This window comes from Sedimenticola selenatireducens (assembly GCF_007625115.1).
GTDB classification, from domain to species: Bacteria; Pseudomonadota; Gammaproteobacteria; order Chromatiales; family Chromatiaceae; genus Sedimenticola; species Sedimenticola selenatireducens_A.
Genome location: NZ_VMNH01000005.1, coordinates 469,606 through 489,334, shown reverse-complemented (window position 1 = coordinate 489,334; position 19,729 = coordinate 469,606). Strand labels below are relative to the sequence as shown.

At 49.5% G+C, this 19,729-nt stretch carries 19 protein-coding genes; 10 read left to right on the top strand and 9 right to left on the bottom strand.

Annotated elements, in window-relative coordinates:
- Positions 1 to 12: 12 nt before the first annotated feature.
- The 4 genes from FHP88_RS06100 to mtgA all read left to right on the top strand — a co-directional run bounded on the left by FHP88_RS06100 (position 13) and on the right by mtgA (position 3,644).
- Positions 13 to 636 carry a 4Fe-4S dicluster domain-containing protein gene (locus FHP88_RS06100; RefSeq protein ID WP_186297627.1) on the top strand — a complete coding sequence of 208 codons (624 nt, stop codon included), beginning with the start codon at positions 13 to 15 and terminating at the stop codon, positions 634 to 636.
- 16 nt (positions 637 to 652) lie between these two features.
- Entirely contained in the window at positions 653 to 1,552 is a 900-nt protein-coding gene (locus FHP88_RS06095) for a CoB--CoM heterodisulfide reductase iron-sulfur subunit B family protein (RefSeq protein WP_144358121.1), read from the top strand.
- A gap of 215 nt (positions 1,553 to 1,767) precedes the next feature.
- Positions 1,768 to 2,784: a class I fructose-bisphosphate aldolase gene (locus tag FHP88_RS06090; protein WP_144358120.1), complete on the top strand. Its 1,017-nt coding sequence runs from the start codon at positions 1,768 to 1,770 to the stop codon at positions 2,782 to 2,784.
- Positions 2,785 to 2,927: 143 nt separating this feature from the next.
- The gene (gene mtgA / locus FHP88_RS06085; protein ID WP_144358119.1) at positions 2,928 to 3,644 is read left to right on the top strand and encodes a monofunctional biosynthetic peptidoglycan transglycosylase; all 717 of its coding nucleotides are present in this window, start codon (positions 2,928 to 2,930) and stop codon (positions 3,642 to 3,644) included.
- Positions 3,645 to 3,798: 154 nt separating this feature from the next.
- On the opposite strand, the gene FHP88_RS06080 is transcribed toward mtgA, so the two are convergent.
- A complete protein-coding gene (locus FHP88_RS06080) occupies positions 3,799 to 4,248 on the bottom strand; it encodes an OsmC family protein (RefSeq protein WP_144358118.1) in 450 nt (149 codons plus the stop codon).
- A gap of 557 nt (positions 4,249 to 4,805) precedes the next feature.
- Here FHP88_RS06080 and FHP88_RS06075 point away from each other — a divergent pair.
- On the top strand, positions 4,806 to 5,387 hold the full coding sequence (locus FHP88_RS06075) for a PEP-CTERM sorting domain-containing protein (RefSeq protein ID WP_144358117.1): 582 nt from the start codon (positions 4,806 to 4,808) through the stop codon (positions 5,385 to 5,387).
- 250 nt (positions 5,388 to 5,637) lie between these two features.
- On the opposite strand, the gene FHP88_RS06070 is transcribed toward FHP88_RS06075, so the two are convergent.
- The 4 genes from FHP88_RS06070 to FHP88_RS06055 are packed head-to-tail and all read right to left on the bottom strand — an operon-like array spanning position 5,638 to position 8,364.
- On the bottom strand, positions 5,638 to 6,177 hold the full coding sequence (locus FHP88_RS06070; protein ID WP_144358116.1) for a hypothetical protein: 540 nt from the start codon (positions 6,175 to 6,177) through the stop codon (positions 5,638 to 5,640).
- Positions 6,168 to 6,809, bottom strand: a complete 642-nt coding sequence (locus tag FHP88_RS06065; protein WP_144358115.1) for a lysophospholipid acyltransferase family protein — start codon at positions 6,807 to 6,809, stop codon at positions 6,168 to 6,170. Before FHP88_RS06065 ends, FHP88_RS06070 begins: the two co-directional genes overlap by 10 nt.
- A 5-nt stretch (positions 6,810 to 6,814) precedes the next feature.
- Positions 6,815 to 7,750 carry a phosphatidate cytidylyltransferase gene (locus tag FHP88_RS06060; protein ID WP_144358114.1) on the bottom strand — a complete coding sequence of 312 codons (936 nt, stop codon included), beginning with the start codon at positions 7,748 to 7,750 and terminating at the stop codon, positions 6,815 to 6,817.
- Positions 7,747 to 8,364: a CDP-alcohol phosphatidyltransferase family protein gene (locus FHP88_RS06055; protein WP_144358113.1), complete on the bottom strand. Its 618-nt coding sequence runs from the start codon at positions 8,362 to 8,364 to the stop codon at positions 7,747 to 7,749. Before FHP88_RS06055 ends, FHP88_RS06060 begins: the two co-directional genes overlap by 4 nt.
- 299 nt (positions 8,365 to 8,663) lie before the next feature.
- Between FHP88_RS06055 and FHP88_RS06050 the strand changes: the two genes are divergently transcribed.
- Both FHP88_RS06050 and FHP88_RS06045 read left to right on the top strand, forming a co-directional pair.
- A complete protein-coding gene (locus tag FHP88_RS06050) occupies positions 8,664 to 10,976 on the top strand; it encodes an ankyrin repeat domain-containing protein (RefSeq protein WP_144358112.1) in 2,313 nt (770 codons plus the stop codon).
- 272 nt (positions 10,977 to 11,248) lie between these two features.
- Positions 11,249 to 11,650 carry a bacteriohemerythrin gene (locus FHP88_RS06045; RefSeq protein ID WP_186297626.1) on the top strand — a complete coding sequence of 134 codons (402 nt, stop codon included), beginning with the start codon at positions 11,249 to 11,251 and terminating at the stop codon, positions 11,648 to 11,650.
- A 64-nt stretch (positions 11,651 to 11,714) separates the two neighbouring features.
- On the opposite strand, the gene FHP88_RS06040 is transcribed toward FHP88_RS06045, so the two are convergent.
- On the bottom strand, positions 11,715 to 13,583 hold the full coding sequence (locus FHP88_RS06040) for a V-type ATPase 116kDa subunit family protein (RefSeq protein ID WP_260843188.1): 1,869 nt from the start codon (positions 13,581 to 13,583) through the stop codon (positions 11,715 to 11,717).
- Positions 13,584 to 13,751: 168 nt separating this feature from the next.
- On the opposite strand from FHP88_RS06040, the gene FHP88_RS06035 reads away from it, so the two are divergent.
- Together FHP88_RS06035 and FHP88_RS06030 are read left to right on the top strand one after the other, a co-directional pair.
- Positions 13,752 to 13,970, top strand: coding sequence for a hypothetical protein (locus tag FHP88_RS06035; RefSeq protein ID WP_144358109.1), 219 nt, complete (start codon positions 13,752 to 13,754; stop codon positions 13,968 to 13,970).
- A 283-nt stretch (positions 13,971 to 14,253) separates the two neighbouring features.
- On the top strand, positions 14,254 to 14,931 hold the full coding sequence (locus FHP88_RS06030; protein WP_144358108.1) for a PEP-CTERM sorting domain-containing protein: 678 nt from the start codon (positions 14,254 to 14,256) through the stop codon (positions 14,929 to 14,931).
- 202 nt (positions 14,932 to 15,133) lie between these two features.
- Here the strand turns inward: FHP88_RS06030 and FHP88_RS06025 are convergent, their stop codons facing one another.
- The 3 genes from FHP88_RS06025 to aprB all read right to left on the bottom strand — a co-directional run bounded on the left by FHP88_RS06025 (position 15,134) and on the right by aprB (position 18,736).
- Positions 15,134 to 16,021 carry a YkgJ family cysteine cluster protein gene (locus FHP88_RS06025; RefSeq protein ID WP_144358107.1) on the bottom strand — a complete coding sequence of 296 codons (888 nt, stop codon included), beginning with the start codon at positions 16,019 to 16,021 and terminating at the stop codon, positions 15,134 to 15,136.
- Between the two features lie 195 nt (positions 16,022 to 16,216).
- On the bottom strand, positions 16,217 to 18,214 hold the full coding sequence (gene aprA / locus FHP88_RS06020) for an adenylyl-sulfate reductase subunit alpha (RefSeq protein WP_144358106.1): 1,998 nt from the start codon (positions 18,212 to 18,214) through the stop codon (positions 16,217 to 16,219).
- 54 nt (positions 18,215 to 18,268) lie between these two features.
- Positions 18,269 to 18,736, bottom strand: a complete 468-nt coding sequence (gene aprB / locus FHP88_RS06015; protein ID WP_144358105.1) for an adenylyl-sulfate reductase subunit beta — start codon at positions 18,734 to 18,736, stop codon at positions 18,269 to 18,271.
- Positions 18,737 to 19,159: 423 nt separating this feature from the next.
- Between aprB and FHP88_RS06010 the strand changes: the two genes are divergently transcribed.
- Positions 19,160 to 19,714, top strand: coding sequence for a hypothetical protein (locus FHP88_RS06010; protein WP_420492990.1), 555 nt, complete (start codon positions 19,160 to 19,162; stop codon positions 19,712 to 19,714).
- The last annotated feature ends 15 nt before the right edge of the window (positions 19,715 to 19,729 follow it).

Here is a 19,729-nt window from a genome sequence, read left to right as displayed (position 1 = left end):
GGGAAACGGATTATGAGCGATTTAAATACCGCAATGACCGAAAGGTACCGCAGCAGCTTCCTTAAAGAGGTTGAGGCGAACGTCGAAGAGGGCGAATGGGTCAAGATGTGTATGCAGTGCGGCGTCTGCGCCGGCTCATGCCCCCTGGGTAATGCCTGGGAACATACCCCTCAGAAACTGTTCATGATGATTCGTGCGGGCAAGCGCGAGGCTGTACTCTCATCCGACGCCATGTGGATGTGCACCTCCTGCTATAACTGTATTGCACGCTGTCCTCGTGGACTGCCCATCACCCACATCATGCACGGGCTGGCACACTACGCCAAACGTCTGGGCCTGTCGCCGAAGAACCAGCCAACTCAACAGTTTGCTCAGATCTTTTGGGACAACCTGATGAAAAAAGGCCGTGTCAACGAGCTGAAACTGGGCCTCTCCATGTACTTCAAAGATGGCTTTGGTCAAGGCATCAAAAATGCCATGGCCAATCAGAAGCTGGGACAGAACATGATGAAGGCCAAGCGCATGAGCGCCATGGAGCTCTTTGGTGGACACAGCATCAAAGACACCAGCGGCCTGCAGAAGATGATCAAGAAAGCCCAGGAAATCGAAGATGCCAAAATCCAGGGCAACAGCTAACTGAGGACATATCACAATGGCTAAGAAAGAAGTCTCATTCTACCCAGGATGCTCCTCACAAACTGGAGCCTCCTCATCTAACATGATGCGTGCCACCCAGACTATGTGCGATGAGCTGGATATCACGCTCAACGAGATCCCGGACTGGAACTGCTGTGGCGCATCCATTGGCTACGGCGGCGGTGGTGAACTGCCACGCCTGACACTCTCTGCACGCAATATCGCGCTCTCTGAGCAGCACAATCCTGGACAAGACATGGTCGCGACCTGCGCCGCCTGCTGGCTCTCCACTCGTGAAGCCAAAGAGCGTTTGCATGAAGATCAAAACATGTTCCGCGATGCCAACACCGCGCTCAATGAAGCCAACCTGAAACTCAATAACCAGACGCCTGTTCGACACATGGTTGAGGTGCTGATTGAGGACATCGGTTTTGAAGCCATTCGCGCCAAGGTCAAGAAACCACTCGAAGGCCTGAAGATCGCCAGCTATGTCGGCTGCCAGACCAACCGTCCGTTTGGTATCGCAGAAGAGTCATTTGAGAATCCTGTCTACCTCGATCACCTGATCGACAGTGTGGGCGCCGAGTCCATTCCCACCTACGAGAAAAAGGTCCAGTGTTGCGGTGGCGCTTTGGCCTTCTCAGAACCCGAGAAGTCCCAGGAGATGATCCACGGCATCATTGAAGCGGCCTATGATCACGGTGCCGATTTGATCGCCACCCCCTGCCCATTGTGTCAGGCCAACGTAGAGATCTATCAAGACCAGATCAACGCGCGCTTCGGCAGCAAGTTCAACATGCCGGTTGTTTACTACAGCCAACTGATGAGTGTCGCATTTGGCCGTAACAGTAAAGACTCCGCCCTGGATGGTCAGATCATCCGCGCCAAGTCGCTGGAAGATATTGCGGGCAAATAGTTACCACTAAAAGCAATATACATAATAAAAAAACCTGGCCCTCAATTGAGGGCCAATTTTTTGTGGCATTAAAAAGTAGTAGAATTAAATAACACTATATTATGGGGTTGCCTCACAAACGATCATGTCGGCAGAAAATGGATTGTTAACCTATTATTTTATATAGGCTGTTAAGCCCCACCTGACCTGATACAGGCTCAATGGAGATCAGCGACATGACAACCCAAGAAGAACTGCAAAACACCATTAACGACATGGTCGACAACACCCGCGGCATCCTCGCCGCCGATGAGAGCAACCCCACCATTGCCAAACGCTTCGATAGCATCGGCGTGGAATCCACCGAAAACAACCGCCGGGATTACCGTGAAATCCTGCTAACCACCGAAGGATTGGGGGATTATATCAGCGGTATCATCCTGTTCGAGGAGACCCTGGCGCAGAAAGATGACCAAGGCACTCTACTGCCAGAGCTTGCCGTGCAGCAACGTATCGTCCCAGGTATCAAAGTGGATAAGGGAACAGGCGCATTACCGGGTGCCCCCGGTGACAAGATCACCTACGGATTGGACGGACTGGCCGATCGCCTCAGTGGCTACAAAAGTCAGGGCGCCCGTTTTGCTAAATGGCGCGAGGTCTATCCCATCAGTCACCATAATCCGTCAGTCTTGGGATTAAGTGCGAACGCCGAGATGCTAGCCCGCTACGCCGCTGTCTGCCAAGAAGTGGGAGTAGTCCCGATTGTCGAACCGGAAGTACTCATGGATGGCGAGCACGATATTAACCGCTGCGCACAAGTAACCGAACAGGTGCTACATGCTGTGTTCGAGGCGCTGGTTCGGCACGGCGTGGCGCTGGAGCTGATGCTTCTCAAACCCAACATGGTACTGCCCGGAAAAGCGTGTCTCACGCAAGCCAGTAGTAAGGAGGTCGCTACCAAAACACTCCGTGTGCTACGCCGCTGCGTGCCTGCTGCCGTACCCAGCATCAACTTTTTATCCGGCGGCATGAGCCCGGAACAGGCCACAGAGAATCTCAACGCCCTCAACCAGTTAGCAACCAGTCCACCCTGGCAGTTAAGCATCTCCTATGGGCGAGCACTCCAGCAACCAGCCCTGCAGGCTTGGCAAGGAGACAACCGTAACCGTGCAGCCACCCAGGCCGCATTGCTGAAACGTGCCCGCCTCAACAGCTTGGCACATCAAGGGCAGTATCGGACTGATATGGAGTGATCAGTGGTGAAATTGCCCTATAATAGTCTGCTAAGCTGAATCATTCGTTTATGATGGGTCTCACGTTAAAACCTGGGAAAACGGTAACTCCCTCCCTTGCTGTTTTTGAGACCCGCCTATCCTAGTTTGTTAGTGAGACCGATGTGGCCAAGCCGCCGACCAAAGTAACGCAAAAAACCGTTCCTACGTGGCGGCAGCGACTCAAGCGCTGGATCTTTCTGAGTGTGCTAAGTGCCGTACTTCTGAGCGTGCTGGCCGTGCTACCTTGGCGCTGGATCGCACCACCCAGCAGTGCCTTTATGTTGGCGGAATACTGGCAGACGGATAGAGCGATAGACTATCGCTGGACTCCACTTGAACAGATCTCCCCACAATTGGCGATCGCCGTTGTAGCCTCCGAGGACCAGACGTTTCCCGAACACCACGGCTTCGATCTGGATTCAATCATGGATGCCTTGTCATCCAAGCGCACACGAACCCGGGGTGCCAGCACCATTAGCCAGCAGGTTGCTAAGAATATGTATCTGTGGGGAGGGCGAAGCTATCTGCGCAAAGGAGTCGAAGCCTACCTGACACTACTGATAGAGAGTCTCTGGCCCAAGCGACGCATACTGGAGGTGTATCTGAATGTGGCCGAGTTTGCCCCCGGTGTTTACGGTGCCGAAGCGGCAAGTCAGCGACTATTTGGCAAACCCGCCAGTCAACTTACACTGACTGATAGCTCATTGCTGGCCGCAGTGCTGCCAAATCCCAAACGCATGCGGGCAACACCGCCATCCGACTATGTGAGCAAAAGAGCTCAAGATATCCGCCAAGAGGTGCGTCAGTTAGGAGGCCATAATTATCTGACTTTTTTGTAATAAGCCAAATAGATTACGCAAAAAAACAGTAGGTTCACGCTGAACCCTCTATATTTTTTCCAGTCGACGCAGAGTCAGAAACGAATTTTTAGTGGCGGCACCCTCTTGCTTGTTCCTTTTGTTTGCATATATGGCGCGCCCATATACAACAGCGTCATACATCAATCACATCAACTTTGGCTTTGATTGAATTAGCGATGAAACAATTTTTATGCGCACTGGCATGCATCCGCTTAATGGTAGCTGCATCTGGCTTTTCTTCTCCGGCAAATACAATACTCGGATGCAGCTCGATGCGAGTTACCTGCGGACGACCACTATCGCCCTTCTCCAGAAAACCCGTGGCCTGGTCTTGGTAACTCTCGATGCTGAAACCCTTGAGATCCGCAATGGCAAGGAAGGTCAGCATATGACAACTGGCCAGAGCACTGGTGAGTAATTTTTCTGGGTCTGCACAGCTGGGATCACCTTTATACTCAGGCGCTGAAGAGACCGTTACCTGCACCATATCGCTGAAAGAGACCGTGTGGTTACGGTTGTAGGTGGATTCGTCAAATGATGAGGGCGCGCCCTCCCACTTAAGATCAATTTTGTGCTCAGACATGACCCATTTTACCTCAAGTTGTACATAGGAGAAAAAACACAGGCAAGGTCATTCATTATCAAGCTTCCGCATTGTTGGCCAACCTCGCCTTGAATTTGAGCAGACTTTCTTGCAGTAACTATCCCAGAGGGGTTCTCATTTGCCAAGCCGGGCGAAGTACATCCAACGCTTTTCCCAAACTGATTTTGAATAGCATCCAGTCATCCATCTGACGTACTGGCGGGGCCTTACACACCTCTTTATGCCCATCGGCATACCTCCCCCAGGCGCGCCCTTTTCGAGATTATTACGAATTCTAAAAAATGTGGCTTCAGCCGATGGCCAAACTGCATCAATGATACATCTACCTTGGCGATACCGAGTCACGAAACCAATATACTTTTGAATTTATTGGAACTCTCTGCCCGCAAATTTTCTGTCGAAATTTTTTACATTTTCTATGTATGGACACACACCTACCATCACAACCCCTATTAAAACAATACGTTGCAAATCATGGTGCGATTTATGCTTATTAGATTAAGAATCTCGAATGAAACATACCCTAAGGAAGAACGATGAAAAAAATAACTACAGTCCTAGCCTTCATCGGCATAATGCTTTGCCTGAATGCCAACGCAGCGATTATTGTAGGCGCGACAACCACTACCGATACCGCCCAAGGCCTTGAGTTTCTCCATATACCGGAATACACCACCACATCAGATTATGCGACTGCGCTGGCGGGTATTAGCCATGCGAGTTCCAACTGGGCGCTTGCCACAGTTGAGCAATTCTTAACCCTATTGTCGAACGCTACCGGAGTACCACTGGCTGCGTGGAATGGATCCAATCATGGCGATACTGACTTTTCGAGCAGTCAGGCCGATGCAATGATGGCTTCCCTGGGTTATGGACTTAGTAGCATCACCGATGGACCTTGGGTATGGCTAAATGGTGGGGCCTTCGGTCCTTCCGAGTTTGCAGCACACACCGACTGTTGCGATGATTTCCACCTTAATCAGACTGTAGCCAGCGATATTAATACCGGCTTCTATGTACGCAGTGCAGCTATATCTGTACCAGAGCCAGGTACACTTGCCATCCTGTTTGCAGGCCTGCTAGGTTTTCGTTTGGCTCAGCATCGCAAAATCTCATAGTCCGCTAGTGCTGAGACATATACAACAAAACGGCCCTCTAGAGGGCCGTTTTGTTGTATATTGGAATTGTCAGATTCAGATCCCAAGCCTATCAATAGCCACCACAATAACACTCATCTTCACTCTTCTGCTGCCTCTGGTGGTGTGCCAACGCAGCGCCACCTTATGAGCAACTCATCAGCAGCGACCTCTTACACCCAGATGGTTTTCGTAATGCAATTAGAATGTAAGATCCTCCTCTTGGCAAAACTCAACCAGGCATCCACCAGAGATAACCCACATAGAAACAAGTCCAGAGTGCTGCCCATAATCTGAGCAGTACCCTTTGAGTGTAGCGCCGCCTCAACCAATCTGATAATCGATGTGCTACCCAAACGACCAATAGAAAACGACTCAGCCTTGCAGGTATTGTGGCCAAAAGAAAAAACCATGGGGAAAGTTCGGAGTGAGCAACCTGAACTGCATATATCTTGTAGGGGATACCACTAAACGCACCAATAAATAGACTGACCAAACCCTGCGCGCTCAATTGAGCATGCACCTTCTGCGTCATATCCGAAGATATTGCGGGTACAGCCTCTACCCAGGCCAACGCCGACATCAAATCATACTGACTCCATAGCAGCATCAAACAACCACCAAACACAGCGGCTAACGATGCCACGACGGCCGCTAATGCAGCATAACGAAGTGAATGGGTAATGCACAACCTACTGAGCCAGAGATCAGGCACCAGGAAAAAGAGTGTTGCCTCAGCAACCCCCCAGATCCCGGCAACCACTATTCCCACGGTGGAAAGCCACCTTCAACCGCCAATGCGTCCATGGCGCTTGTCATCCTTTGCATGAAGAGATTACGGTCTCCTTGCCAATCAAGCGACTCACCGATAAACACATCGCAAAAAAAAGGAACCAAAATGAACTCACCCTTCGGCAACACCATACCCAACCCATGAAGGTAAACAGGGATAACGGGCACTTCAGGACATCGTTTAACCAGATGAGCCACACCTGTTTTAAATTGCCCAAGCTGTTCCGGCTCACCTCTGCTTCCTTCGGGGAAAAGGATCAGGATATCGCCATTCTCCAGTGCAGCCACAGCCCCGGCTAGAGGATCACTGCTTCCAGCTTTCACCTTGCGTTGCAGCGGGATGATGCCGATGATATTGAGCGCAAACCAACTGAGCCACGGATTGGTCATGAAGTAATCCATCGCGGCCACTGGACGCAACCTAGGTAACATGCTGATCGGAAAAAGCGACATCAACGCCAACGTATCGAGATGACTGTTGTGGTTGGCAATAATTACCGCAGGGCCTTTTTCAGGAAGAAGTGCTTTTCTGCGTACATTCAATCCAAGCACTACAAGCACCAAAGGCCTCACCACCAACATAAAGAAGAGCGTTCGGAACAGTTTATTCATAGTCATCAATAATGGAGATAGTAGATGTAGTGGAAAAATAACGGGGCAGTAAAAGTAAGACTGTCGATCCGATCCATAATGCCCCCATGGCCAGGTATCATGTTGCCACTGTCTTTGATTCCAATATCCCGTTTGATGGCAGAAATCACCACATCCCCTATGAAACCTCCTATCCCAATCAAAAGTCCTGCTCCCAATGCCCATTCATAGGATAACGGAGTCAGGTAGGGTGCGATTAGCCAGGCCATCAATGTTGTAGTTAGTACACCTCCCAACAACCCTTCTCGAGTCTTTTTTGGACTGACCTTCGGAACCACTGGATGAAGACCCAGCAACTTACCCCAGGTAAATTGGGCAACATCGTTAAACTGCGTGAGGAACACCAAGTAAAAGAGCAAACCGGCACCCCCAGCCTGAGGGTTTTGCTCAACAGGCAATGCCAGTAGATAGGCCGCATGGCTGATACTAAAGACCGTTGTCATCAATCCCCAATGCAAAACTCCCGCTGCTTTGAGGAACCCCTCTGTCTGACCTGTCATGATCATGCGAGCAGGCATCAAGAGGAACATGTACACCGGGATAAAGATGATAAACATTCCGTACCAGCTGATCGCGACAAAATAGAACTGAATCGGGATGGCTAGAAATGCCCAGAGCACTACACGCCGATCAGCCCGGCGTGTGCTAATCATTGAGAGAAACTCTTTCAATGCCAGAAAAGAGACCATACCCAGGAAGATTATTGATAAGGTAGAATTGACAACAATGGCAAGTGTGAAAATTGTTACCATCACCCACCAGGAGCGAATACGGTCACTTAATTCGCGGTAATCTTTACCGGTGCGCTTTTGCAATACCCGCACCAACAGACTAGAAAAAATCAGAAGCGCATAAACACCTCCCAGCGCCCATAGAACGGGCTGCGGCACAGTATCGATCATGACTGGATACCCCCTGCTTCAGCGAGCGCATGCCGCCCCCGATTAACGAGCGTCAGCAGGGTGAGTAAGAGCATTACCCAGAGCAACCCGTCACACCAACCTCCTGGTATTAGACCAATACCCAGCAGCAAACAGAGCAGGCCAAAACCAAAGGCCCGGTCACTCTTACCGAAAGGCCCGTCGTAGCGGCGGCTACCCCCAATCTGGATCGAGACCACTCCCACCATCTCAACCATAATCGATAATACAACAAGCAGCACCACACTGACGGGATTAACACCGGCAACCAATGCCAACGGCAGGTAAAGCGCCGCATCGGAGATAACGTCTCCCAGTTCATTGAAAATAGCACCCAGGCTACTTTGCATGCCATGCTCTCGGGCCAACATACCATCGATGGCATTCATCGCCATCCGCAGAAACAGCCAAACCGGCATTAATAAGAGGATTTCACTTGCCCCCGGATTCAATGCAATAACTAAACCCAGAGCGATGGAAACAGTCATAGCCGCCAAGGTTACTCCATTGGCGGTAACCCCATGCCTTACAAGACTGGCGTTAAGAGGGCGCAATAACGCCTGAAATCGAGGTTTTAGATCATAAATCGTGGGCACTGTTGTTATTCCTTATCTTGGCCTTGGTCACCCGTCCTTGTTTTCACGCATACCGGGCTTATGAATTTAAAGCTTACCAAATACCGCAAATGTGCGCACTCAATATTGCATACCAAGAGATCAGACTCGATTGATAGAAAATGGGTCATTTAAATCGAAGATGACCATTGGTTCAGTATTACACCTACCACAGTCGAAACCTTACATCACACCTAACCTTTTATTCCTTGAGTCTCTCAGACCCCACATGATAGCCTCAAACACCAATAGATTAAGAATACACGCGCTTTCTATGGTAAATGACAGGTCTGCAGAATCTCTTTGCACTGACCGAGTGGGCACCAAGATCACCTTTCCAAAAATATGCACAAATAAAGGGAATTCAAAAAATGCAGCTAGGGACGCGTATAAATCAGCTTATTGTTGTCTTAAGCATAACAATCAGTTTTCCGCTTTTTTCTTCGACCAACGAAGTAGTCTCAGCAATTCAAATGGGCGATGCTGCTCGGGTTGAGATGCTCCTCCGCACAAACCAGGCTAACAATGTTAACGCACCAGTAAACAAAACAGGTGGATCCTTATTACACGTAGCAGTTTCTACCCATCACAAGATGACTGACGATAGTTTAAAAAAGATTATTCAGCTGTTGGTAGAGAAAAAAATTGAGGTGAATATCAAAGACAATAAGGGCTATACAGCACTTGCCCACTATATTGAACAGTCACGCAACCGACACCAAGCTAAAACCAAACTAATCCTTGATCAGTTTATTCAATATAAAGCCGATATTAATACCGTAACACATGATGGACAGTCTCTCCTGCATCTTGCTGCTGTATCAAATAACACCTATGCCCTACAACGTTTAGTTGCTGAAGGCGTGGATATCAACAGCAGAAATCAGCAAGACTTAACGCCTCTACATATTGCGATTAAGGGATCGCTTGAATTAGTAAAAACCTGCATAGAACTAGGCGCAGATATTGAGCTGAAGGACAATATAGGCAGATCGGCACTCCACAATGCAATCTATTATAATAAACCGCAAACTGCAGACTTTCTTCTGCGCTCTGGTGCTGATATAGAATCAAAAGACCGTGACAATCGCACCGCCCTATCGAGGGCAGTTGAAACAAAGCAATGGGCCCTGGTAAAGCACCTCATACGAAAGGGCGCAAATGTCGACGTTTCCACTGGAGACGGCTGGTCTGTCGGTAAGTTTTTAGTCTTCCACAAAGAGTTAGGTATGGCTGACCTTGTGGCAGAAAGAGGAATCACATCTGGCATCATTGCAGAAGCAGACATCCATCTCATCAATAAGTCCATTGAAGAACGAGATATTTCTACTCTCAGTGCAATGATCGATAACAATGTTGTGATTAAGCCCGAACAGGAGAATGACAAACCGCTTTTCGAGACCCTGATTTATTCTTATAGCTCCAGACATCCACAGTACCCACTCGCTACAGCCCAACAAATCGCAAAGGCATTGAACCGCCTTGGTGCAGACGTTAATAAAGTCAACAAAACATCAAATAATACACCGCTCATATCATCACTTATCCTTAGACAAGTTGAAGTCGTTAACCTCCTGATCACGTCTGGGGCTGACGTCAACAAACCCATCAAGGACCTAGCAGGCCGAGAGCGGTATCCACTGGATTTTGCGCTCGAACTTCCTGACACACCTGTTCTAAACGCCCTATTAAACGCTGGAGCCTCAGCCAATCTACAAAGCCTACACACCTGGTCTGCGATTCATCGGTTAACCAAGTCCCTTGCACATGCGACACCAGATTCTGTGATGACCACCGAGACCCAAGAACTTATCCGCAGGGTGCTAAAAGACTCTCATACCGTGATCGATTTCACTTCCAACCGTGACGCAGAAGAGCTCTTCAAAATAAAAGTCCAAATGAACAACTCTCGTTCTCCCTTTGATAGGGCAATAGCCAGCCAGCTGTCGTTCTCTGGAACACCCGTATCTCAAAAACAAATGCCTAGCGGCGTAAATGTATCTGGAAAAGCTTCTCAAACACAGGCTGACGATACTCGTAAAGTTAAACGTATAGGAAAATCATATAGCAAGAATTCTAAGGTCCATGTGGTAGGTGTCTACGAGGGTTTTGTTCCTGGTGGAAGCCTGCCCTGGTGGTCAAAATGCAAAAAAGATCAGACAGGAAAGATTGATCTGCGCGAGGCCCAGGACTGCCACCAAAAGTATGCTGGACAGAAGACAGAGGGTATAGTCACCGTCACTGTCGGCCACAGTAAGATGCCAACTATCCTGGTACTCATGGCATACAACCCAACCAACTGGAAAATCAGCCTACAAGGCGGCACAAAAATAGAAGGCGTAATCCTTGCGGGCTACCATGGCCAACGTGTATCGGGGCTTGGCAAAGGGGTCTATATCGAAGCACACACCTACGAGCACTCAGAATGTGGTAACTGTCAGCAGCATGGTGACCATTTCCACGCCTATAGCCAGAGCAAGGATCCCGATAATTTTCGCAAGTCCATGAAGAAAATCGTGGAGATCACTGATCACTATCCCAACTCGTTCCAAGGTAAATATAAAGGCAAAGCATTTAGTATTGCCATGCATTAACTTGTTCGGGCCAAGTGAAATTGGGTTACTGAATATTAAAGCTATTAGTTATCTGACCCAGATCTCTCTGAAGTCTGGCAATAAGACTGACTATGTTTCTCTGGCTTACCCTCTCATGATTGGTTGCAACGCGACACCAACAAGCTTTGTCTGCCTGTCATGCTGCTAAACTTAATGTCATACAAATTCACATAGCCTTTCTTCCAGTAAGATGGAAGAGTAATATGGCTCCAAGTGATCCGTTTAATATCTACCCGTTTAGGAAGACGGCCATGAGAGATTTGGTTTGGGACAAAACCCTGAGTGTCGCAGTCGATGAGATAGACGAGGATCATCGACGATTGGTGGAGTTGTTTAACATCTTCAAACATTCCGTGGTGGATGATGAATCGCCAGAGTACCGGGCGGCCGTACTTGAGGAGCTGATCGCCTGCACCGTCTGGCACTTCAAGCACGAAGAACGCCTGATGCTGAAATACAACTACCCGAAATTCGCCGGACACAAGGCCGAACACCGGGAGCTGATCGAGAGCGCCGCTGCATTTCAGCAGAAGTATCTGCAGGACGGCGGAAAGATGAGCGAAGCAGACTTTGAGTACCTGGAGCACTGGCTGACCGAGCACATCCTGGTCGTCGATATGAAATTGGGGGAGTGGCTTGCTGGGGTGATGTAGCGATTAAGGAGCGCTGCACCGCCTGAAATCTCAGATAATATAGATCTGCACCGTTATTCTGCTATTAATCGAGCCTGACACTTTTAATCTTCGTATCCGCTCTATTCTTCCCCGGTGACTCCAGGGGCTTAAACGGCCTGCCTTCAACGCTTAGAAATCGGATAAAGAACTCGAAGAAAATAAGGCGAGTAGTCTGGATAAAGACGACCAACCCCTCTACTCCGACAACCAGCAGATGGCCTATAACGAGAGCCAGGAGATGACCCACCTCATTATCTATATTCTCTGCGAGCATGATGACGGTAATAGTAAGCCCGGCATGCGCCAGTGCAAACGCACCGACTCGCATGAAAGAAATGGTGTTCAACAACAGTTCAAAAACAGTCTGCAACAGACTCCCGATAGTCACTGAAATGTCTATTTTTCCACGCCGGCTCTGAACCCAGGTGCTACCAACCAGGTACCAGACCAGAAGAACTGGTATTGCTATCAGAGCCTTGTTAAATAATATGCCGACCGCAGCCGTGATATACAATCCTACTATCGGCGCTTCCCTTGCACTCCATTCAAGCCCCACCCCGCGCCACTTGGCCTCAACCGCGGAAAATAGCATACCGACCAAAATCAACCCAAACCCGACTAACAGGGAAACCTCAAAAACCCGCAAAGGCTCATCAAGCGGACGAAACCACAACACTGGCAACCACCCCTCCATTCCGAACAGTTCACCAAACAATATACCGAAGATAATCGAGGAGGCACCACAGGGGATCAAGAAGCGGATGTTTCGCTGTCGGACTCCAAAAATGATTCCGACTAACAGCAGTATCAACCCGTGACCGACATCGGGAAACATGAAACCAAAAAGCAGGGGGACAACGATCGGTATAATAAAGCTCGGGTCAATTTCATTGCTTCCTGGTGTGCCTGAGAAGACCTGGAACAGGTGAAACGGCCGGCTCCACCAGGTCTCCAGGATACGCACGGGTGGCAGGGAGTTCAGCGGTGGAAACGGATGGCGAACTATCGCATGAATATTGGCACTTTCCAGAACCGATTCCACGGAGTCAGGTTTTTCCAGGGTACTCCACCCGGTTACATGGCAATACTGCCCGTGCTCGGTCACCTCCTTCGCATTGTCGACAAACCAGCGCAATACCGTGGCATTCGCCAGGCTCTTTTTCAGCTCACTACTGGCCCAATGCAGCTCAATTTTGAGTTGAATATCGCGGTACAAGCGTTCGAGAATGGCAAGCCGCTCTGCAACGGCGTGTTCTTGTGCCGATCGTCCAGGAGAAAGCCAGTCAGGAATCTCTACTTCGATACAGTCCGATTGCTCCAGTAAATGATCGACATCTGATTGCCGATCCGGAAGTGTGGCGAATAGGAAAAACGCCGTTTCATCCTGGACATACGAGCGAATTACAGTCTCATTCAAAACCGGATTTATCGGGTGACTGTGCGGACAGGCATAGATTCCCTTGCACAGAAAATCACCATGGTGTGCAAACAGTTCGATTCCAGTGTCCTCTTCATGGAGCGCTTTCAGCAGTTTCTGCAGTAATTTCAAATTCTCCTTTTCCTGCTGTAGTGCGTGCATCTCCTCCTGCAATGAAACAAGTCGTTCGCCCCAGCGGCGTACATGGCATAATGCCTGCGCTGCAGTCTCTTCAGGGGATGAGAGCAGTTTTGAGGGGGCGACTTGATATACAGGCAGTGCAATCTGGTGGGTCTTGCAGAAATCATCCAGTTCTGACAGCGACTGGCGAATATTATCCAGGTGAAGGCGGGGTGCCTGTCGCGCACCGGGCTCAAGCTGCACCTCTCCGGTAGCAGCAAGCGATTCGATTGCATAGACAGTCTGGGATCTGGGAACGTACAACTCGAACCAGTTCGCCGCCCTGGGCCGCGCGAGCTCCCTCAAGTTATCCACTATTCGCAAGCTTGTATCCTTGTAACCATTGGATCAACACAACTAGAATGAAGCTTTGATCCCGGCCACTCTTTTCACTTGATTTACGGTATCCCAGTATGAGGGCGGCAATACCCAGCATCAAGACCAGAATAGACCTGAACCAGGGTATCCAATATATCCTGTGGCATGAATTCTCGGCCTATCAAAGGGCTGGACTCGCCTGCCTATTCTCAGCTCGGCTATTGCGCGTGGATCAAAGGGTCCACACTGGACTTTACCCAGGTTCGACTGAGCCGAGAATTGAGGCACTCACTGAACAGTCTGGCCGTCCTCTTTATCGATCACTACCCCAACTCGTTCAACGGTAAATATAAAGGCAAAGCATTTAGTATTGCCATGCCTTAACTCATTCGGGGCCAAATGAAATTGGGTTACTGAATATTAAAGCTATTTGTTATCTGACCCAGACCTCTTGATCCTAGCGTGAACAATCTTATGGACCAGCCGATTAGTGTCGATATTTTTTACACCGCATATCTTTACCGAAGTGATAAACCAACTAACCTATTGAATAATTTGCACAATAATTTTATGGCATTATTATTGCCTTTATAGAAGTTCAGCTACTGACCTACTAAAAACACGTCCGGTCTAGATCCGGAATTTCTATTTAAACCAGGGAAACGACATGGCAATCAAATCAAAACTCATCATGGCAGGCGCCCTATACGCTTTCTCTTTAGCGGCAAACGCGGTGCCCGTAACCTACTTGGCAGCTGATGACGCGGCAACCTCGCTTGCAAATATGACTAACTCAACCGCCGCCGCCGCGAACTTTTTAGCGGTGACAGGGCCACTGAATGTTGTAGATTTTGAGTCTCCACTACCGGGCAATATCACCATCACTGGCGGTACAACAACCAACAATTCGGGTTGTGGTGCGTTGTGCGGCTTCAACACAACGTCGAGTGGTGCGTTTTTCCGCTATGTGGGCGGGGGGGCGGTGACTTTTAGCTTCACTAACCCAGTTGACGCCTTCGGTTTCTACGTTAATGGTCTACAGACCAATCTTGTTCCACAACAAACCATCGTCTACACCGATGGCTCAAACGTCACCCAAACCATCAACATGCCATCGTCCATCAATGGAGGCGCTGCATTTGTAGGCTTTATCGATTACGGCCAATTGATTTCAAGTGTGACCTTTAACGCCACCAACGACATACTGGCCTTTGATGACCTGCGCTTCGGTCGTTCTGCGAATGATCCGAGTAATCCTAATTCTGTACCAGAACCGACTATTATTGCTCTGCTGGGCCTAGGCCTTGCTGGAATTGGTGTAGCTCGTCGCAAGAAAGTTGTTTGATTGCTAGCTCGATATTAATATCGATAAAAGACAGGACCTTGGTCACGCATAAATTAGCCTAACCCTTTGAATAACTTAATTGATGCCATAATAGAGCTAGTGCACGTACGCTAAATTTGGACTAGTAACCTGGAATAAAAAAACGGCCCTCTAAGTGGCCGTTTTTATGTTTTGTGATTAAAACTACCAAATATCCGGCCTATCAATCATCACCACTATACCGCTCATCTTCAGTCTGCTGCTGGCGCTGGATCTCGGCCTGGCGACGAGCATCCCACACTTCCTGGCGTTCATCGACACGCTTCTCCCAGACACCGTTCTTTTCAGGAATAGTGCGCAGTCCAAAGAAGACCTGCTTCATTAGGCGACTGCCAAACTGCATCAGTGAGACATCTTCCTTGGCCAATACCTCGTAGGTTGAATCTTCCAGGTCGTAGGTGGCCTTGAAGTTGTCACTGAGAACAAAACGGCGGAAACGATCCATATCAAACGCGCACATGAAGTACATCTGCAAGGTGGCCTCAGGAGGCTTGCCGACGCTGGGGCCGCCGGAGCGTTTCATCAGCATCAGTTGTTGCCACTCTTTGTTCATCTCGTCGTACTGCGCGGTCTCTTGCTCGACGAGGTAATCATGCACGGTCAGCTCACGTGCTTCTTCATGGCCTTTGCAATGCTCTTCTTTGATCAGCACATAATCCACATGCGCCTCTTTCGAGCCGGTATCCAGGCGAATCATGTTACCCAGTGGATAGTAACGACAGGCGGTGGGGCGGTCTTCATAGACGCTACAGCCTTCATCGGTCATGAACAGGCAGGCGCCATCATCCGTGGTACGCAGTTTTACGCCAGGCAAGCCATCCTGATCCATCTGAAAGGGGACGGTATGCTCTTTTAGCAGCTCCGTACTGGTTTTTCCCAGGCGCTGTTTCAGCCGGATAATGTCATAGGGTGTCAGGGTGATATCTGCATTCTTGCAGCAGGCATTGAAGCAGGAGATACCTTTATAACAGCGGAATTTAAGGGTTGAACCCAGTTCCAGGATGGTAGGTACAATATTACTTTGAAAGGGAGTATCGAATTTTTCGCTCATGGGAGCCTCGGATAGCACGGTTTGAATCTAACGGGACAAGAAATCCGCCGGCCTTTACTTTTTGGCCTGCGCGTCCTGATTTCTCTTTCAATAATAAACTATTTCTACCCTACCCTGGGTTTTTTGCTCAAAATGAAAAAATCCGGGTGCCTTGCGACACCCGGACTTCCTAAGCCATCAGGCTGTCAAATAGACTTATTTGAACAGCTTAGCTTTGTCGACCAGATCAACGTGGGCGCGCTTGAAGCATGTCCACTGCTTGGTCTCTTTGTCATAGATGGAGTTCACAAAGCACTTCCAGTTCTCTTCATCAACAAAGTTCTTATCCATGCGGTAGTAGAAACCAGGATAACGAGACTCTTGACGGAACTGAATGTGTTTCATGTGCGCTTCAGCAGTCAGGATGCGATGGTAGTTCTCCCAAGCACGAAGCAGTTCGTGCAGATCTTTCGCACGCATCTTCAGGGAGTCTTCCTTCAGATAGCCAAGCTTCTCTTCAGCAAGCGCCAGCATGTGCTCGTTGGTGGTGTAGTAGGTAGCAACACCGGCAACATACTCATCCATGATCTTCTGCAGACGGAACTGCAGCATACGCGGGGTGATGTAGTTGGGATTAACATCGATCGCGGTGCTGTAGTCCTTGAACTCCAGGAAGGTACGGACTGGACGGTAGATCTCAGTAACCAGGTCTTCAACGCTGGTGTCCAACTCAGGGGTGTGACCCTGGTTGTCCATAACGAATTTGACCATGGACTTGGCACACATACGGCCTTCAGCGTGTGAACCAGATGAGAACTTGTGACCAGAAGCGCCCACACCATCAGCAGCGGTGAACAGACCCTGTACAGTGGTCATACCACGGTAGCCCCAGTTCCAGCCCTTTGGCAAATGCTCAGGTGCGCCTGGCAGTGCCTCGTCAGTAGGCGCGCCTACATCTTCAGGACCAGAAACCCAGATGCCGCAGCAACCAGAGTGTGAGCCCAGCAGGTAGGGTTCGGTTGGCATCAGCTCAGAGTTTTTCTTCTCTGGCTCAACGTTTTCACCAGCCCAGATACCACACTGACCGATACACATATCCAGGAAGTCTTCCCAGGCCTCTGCTTCGAGATGCTTAACTTCACGAGGAGTCAGGGTCTCACGCAGGTTGGCGAGTGCGGTAACGGTGTCCATCCAGATAGGACCACGACCTTCCTTCATCTCTTTCAGCATCAAGTGATTACGCAGACAGGAAGCAGGAACTGCCGCCTGGCCATAAGGAGGATAGTCGTCCAACATCTCCTTATTGCGATCCATGTACACTTCACCGAAGGCATTGGTAGCCTTTGATTTGAAGAGCAGGAACCATGCACCAACAGGACCGTAACCGTCTTTGAAACGGGTCGGTACGAAGCGGTTTTCCATGAGAGTCAGCTCAGCGCCAGCCTCTGCAGCCATGGAGTAGGTAGAACCGGCATTCCATACTGGATACCAGGCACGACCCTGACCTTCACCTACTGAACGTGGGCGGAAGATGTTGACACAACCACCGGCTACCAGCAGACAGGCTTTGAACTTGTAAACGAACAGCTTGTGTTCGCGGACAGAGAAACCGACAGCACCGGCAACGCGGTTCTTGTCTTTCTTGTCATTAACCAGCTTAACGATGAAGACACGCTCTTGGATATTCTCGATACCCAGGGCTTTCTTGGCCGCTTCAGCAACGATCCACTTGTAGGATTCGCCGTTGATCATGATCTGCCACTTACCAGAACGTACAGGCTTACCACCGTCTTTCAGCGGGGTCATGCCCTTGGAGCCGTCGAAACGCTCACCGTTCTCGTCTGTCTTCCAGATGGGGAGACCCCACTCTTCGAACAGATGCACAGACTCGTCAACGTGACGGCCCAGATCATAGGTCAGATCGTCACGGGTGATACCCATCAGATCGTTAGAGACCATACGTGCGTAGTCGGCAGGATCCTGCTCTGAACCGATGTAGGTGTTAATAGCAGAGAGACCCTGCGCAACAGCACCTGAACGATCCATAGCGGCCTTATCAACCAGCTTAACTTTAATGTCTACGCCTTCTTTCTTGGCAGCGTCTACCCATGGGCCCAGCTCGTAAGCCGCGCCGCAGGCGCCCATACCACCACCGATAATGAGGATGTCTACCTCTTCCTCGATGACTTCTGGATTTCCGAATTCACCAGCCATTTGAATTTCCTCTTTATACTAAATTCTTTACGAAAACTTTCGGCAATGCCGTGTTTATTTCTTGATCAGCTCACTGGCATCGCCAGCACGGAAACCGTTGCACTGTACGAAGAAACCGGCTTCAGCGATCTTGGAAATATCAGCTTCTGGCTTGCCGCCGTAAGGATCGATAGAGCCTTCTGGGGTGGTCCGGATGGGGAACTTGAAGCGCTTCATGGTGCCGTTACGGAACTTGATGGTCCACATGATGGAATCAGTACCACGCAGTGGCTGAACAGATGCGCCCAGTGGGACGATGTCAGCATACGGACGGGCTTCAATAGCCTGCTGTGGGCAGATCTTGATGCAGGAGTAACACTCCCAGCACTGATCAGGCTCCTGGTTGAAAGATTTCATGGCATGACCGGTCAAAGAACCGTCCATATCCAGTTTCATCAGGTTATGTGGGCAGATGTACATACAAGCGGTCTTATCTTGACCCTTGCAGCCATCACATTTATCAGTACGCACAAATGTAGGCATGGTACTTTTTCTCCTAGTTTCACTGCAGTGTTAAAATCACTACCATTTTCAGATAGCGTTTTCTCGAGCCGATACCCGGATAATTCCGGGAATAATCTCAAATTCCGTCTCTTTCCTTGAGCTGATTAATGAGCTGCAGTTAGATCACTAATCTTTTAATCTATTGATTTTAATCTGGATTATGATCGAATCGCGCCAAAAACCCAGGCTGCAATCCTAATCTGAATAACAGTGCATTCCAGAAATCAGGAAGGACAACATAAAGATTTGCTAATAAAAGTGCCAAACAATAGTTTTGGGCGTTGCATAAGCCCTGTTTATTGGCTTGATAAGAAACTGATGGATAGTCTTTTACCTCACCCCCTTTTCACAACGCCAACCCTCGGTTAAGGTAACACTCAATTCGCCAACACTGTGTTTCTTATGAAAAATCTCCCACCCCGACATCAGCAGATCATTACCATGCATGCGGCTTTCATCTGCCAGGTAGTGCAACTGTCACAAAACACCGCCGCTCGCAATTCACTTGATGCCACATTACGGCAAGCCGAAGAGGCTGGCTGGCAGACATTGGTGCAAACCGTTCGACAGATACTCAATGGTCAACGAGATATGAGTCTGATACGCGGCCTGGATGAGGAGGACCAAGTGATTGCCGAGGCCATCATGCGTGGTCTGCAAGACCCCTCCACCCTACCCGACCCAAACCAGAAACCAGAACCTGCTCTCGCCGCGCCGGGACTTGCCAGCATGATCCAGGCAGCCGCCAGTGGCAATGTGGAGGCACTGACCCTGACCGCCGACATGGCGGAGCAGATGCAGCGAGCCGGCGGTCCAATGGCCAGGCTGGCCGCCGTGATCCGCCCCCTGATCAATGGCGAGCGAAACCCGGACAAGCTCTGCAAAGGGATGAATGAACAGACACGCCAACTGGTTCTGGGAATTATTGAAGCACTTGACCAGGAGCGACTGCACTGAATCTCCCTGTAGAAG

What these genes read in the sequence shown, in the direction of transcription:
- FHP88_RS06030 (WP_144358108.1), top strand. Translation starts at nt 14,254, where the DNA reads ATGGCAATCAAATCAAAACTCATCATGGCAGGCGCCCTATACGCTTTC.
- FHP88_RS06025 (WP_144358107.1), bottom strand. Translation starts at nt 16,021, where the DNA reads ATGAGCGAAAAATTCGATACTCCCTTTCAAAGTAATATTGTACCTACC.
- FHP88_RS06080 (WP_144358118.1), bottom strand. Translation starts at nt 4,248, where the DNA reads ATGTCTGAGCACAAAATTGATCTTAAGTGGGAGGGCGCGCCCTCATCA.
- FHP88_RS06065 (WP_144358115.1), bottom strand. Translation starts at nt 6,809, where the DNA reads ATGAATAAACTGTTCCGAACGCTCTTCTTTATGTTGGTGGTGAGGCCT.
- FHP88_RS06045 (WP_186297626.1), top strand. Translation starts at nt 11,249, where the DNA reads ATGAGAGATTTGGTTTGGGACAAAACCCTGAGTGTCGCAGTCGATGAG.
- aprA (WP_144358106.1), bottom strand. Translation starts at nt 18,214, where the DNA reads ATGGCTGGTGAATTCGGAAATCCAGAAGTCATCGAGGAAGAGGTAGAC.
- FHP88_RS06075 (WP_144358117.1), top strand. Translation starts at nt 4,806, where the DNA reads ATGAAAAAAATAACTACAGTCCTAGCCTTCATCGGCATAATGCTTTGC.
- FHP88_RS06050 (WP_144358112.1), top strand. Translation starts at nt 8,664, where the DNA reads ATGACAGGTCTGCAGAATCTCTTTGCACTGACCGAGTGGGCACCAAGA.
- aprB (WP_144358105.1), bottom strand. Translation starts at nt 18,736, where the DNA reads ATGCCTACATTTGTGCGTACTGATAAATGTGATGGCTGCAAGGGTCAA.
- FHP88_RS06035 (WP_144358109.1), top strand. Translation starts at nt 13,752, where the DNA reads ATGAATTCTCGGCCTATCAAAGGGCTGGACTCGCCTGCCTATTCTCAG.
- FHP88_RS06010 (WP_420492990.1), top strand. Translation starts at nt 19,160, where the DNA reads ATGAAAAATCTCCCACCCCGACATCAGCAGATCATTACCATGCATGCG.
- FHP88_RS06095 (WP_144358121.1), top strand. Translation starts at nt 653, where the DNA reads ATGGCTAAGAAAGAAGTCTCATTCTACCCAGGATGCTCCTCACAAACT.
- FHP88_RS06090 (WP_144358120.1), top strand. Translation starts at nt 1,768, where the DNA reads ATGACAACCCAAGAAGAACTGCAAAACACCATTAACGACATGGTCGAC.
- FHP88_RS06060 (WP_144358114.1), bottom strand. Translation starts at nt 7,750, where the DNA reads ATGATCGATACTGTGCCGCAGCCCGTTCTATGGGCGCTGGGAGGTGTT.
- FHP88_RS06100 (WP_186297627.1), top strand. Translation starts at nt 13, where the DNA reads ATGAGCGATTTAAATACCGCAATGACCGAAAGGTACCGCAGCAGCTTC.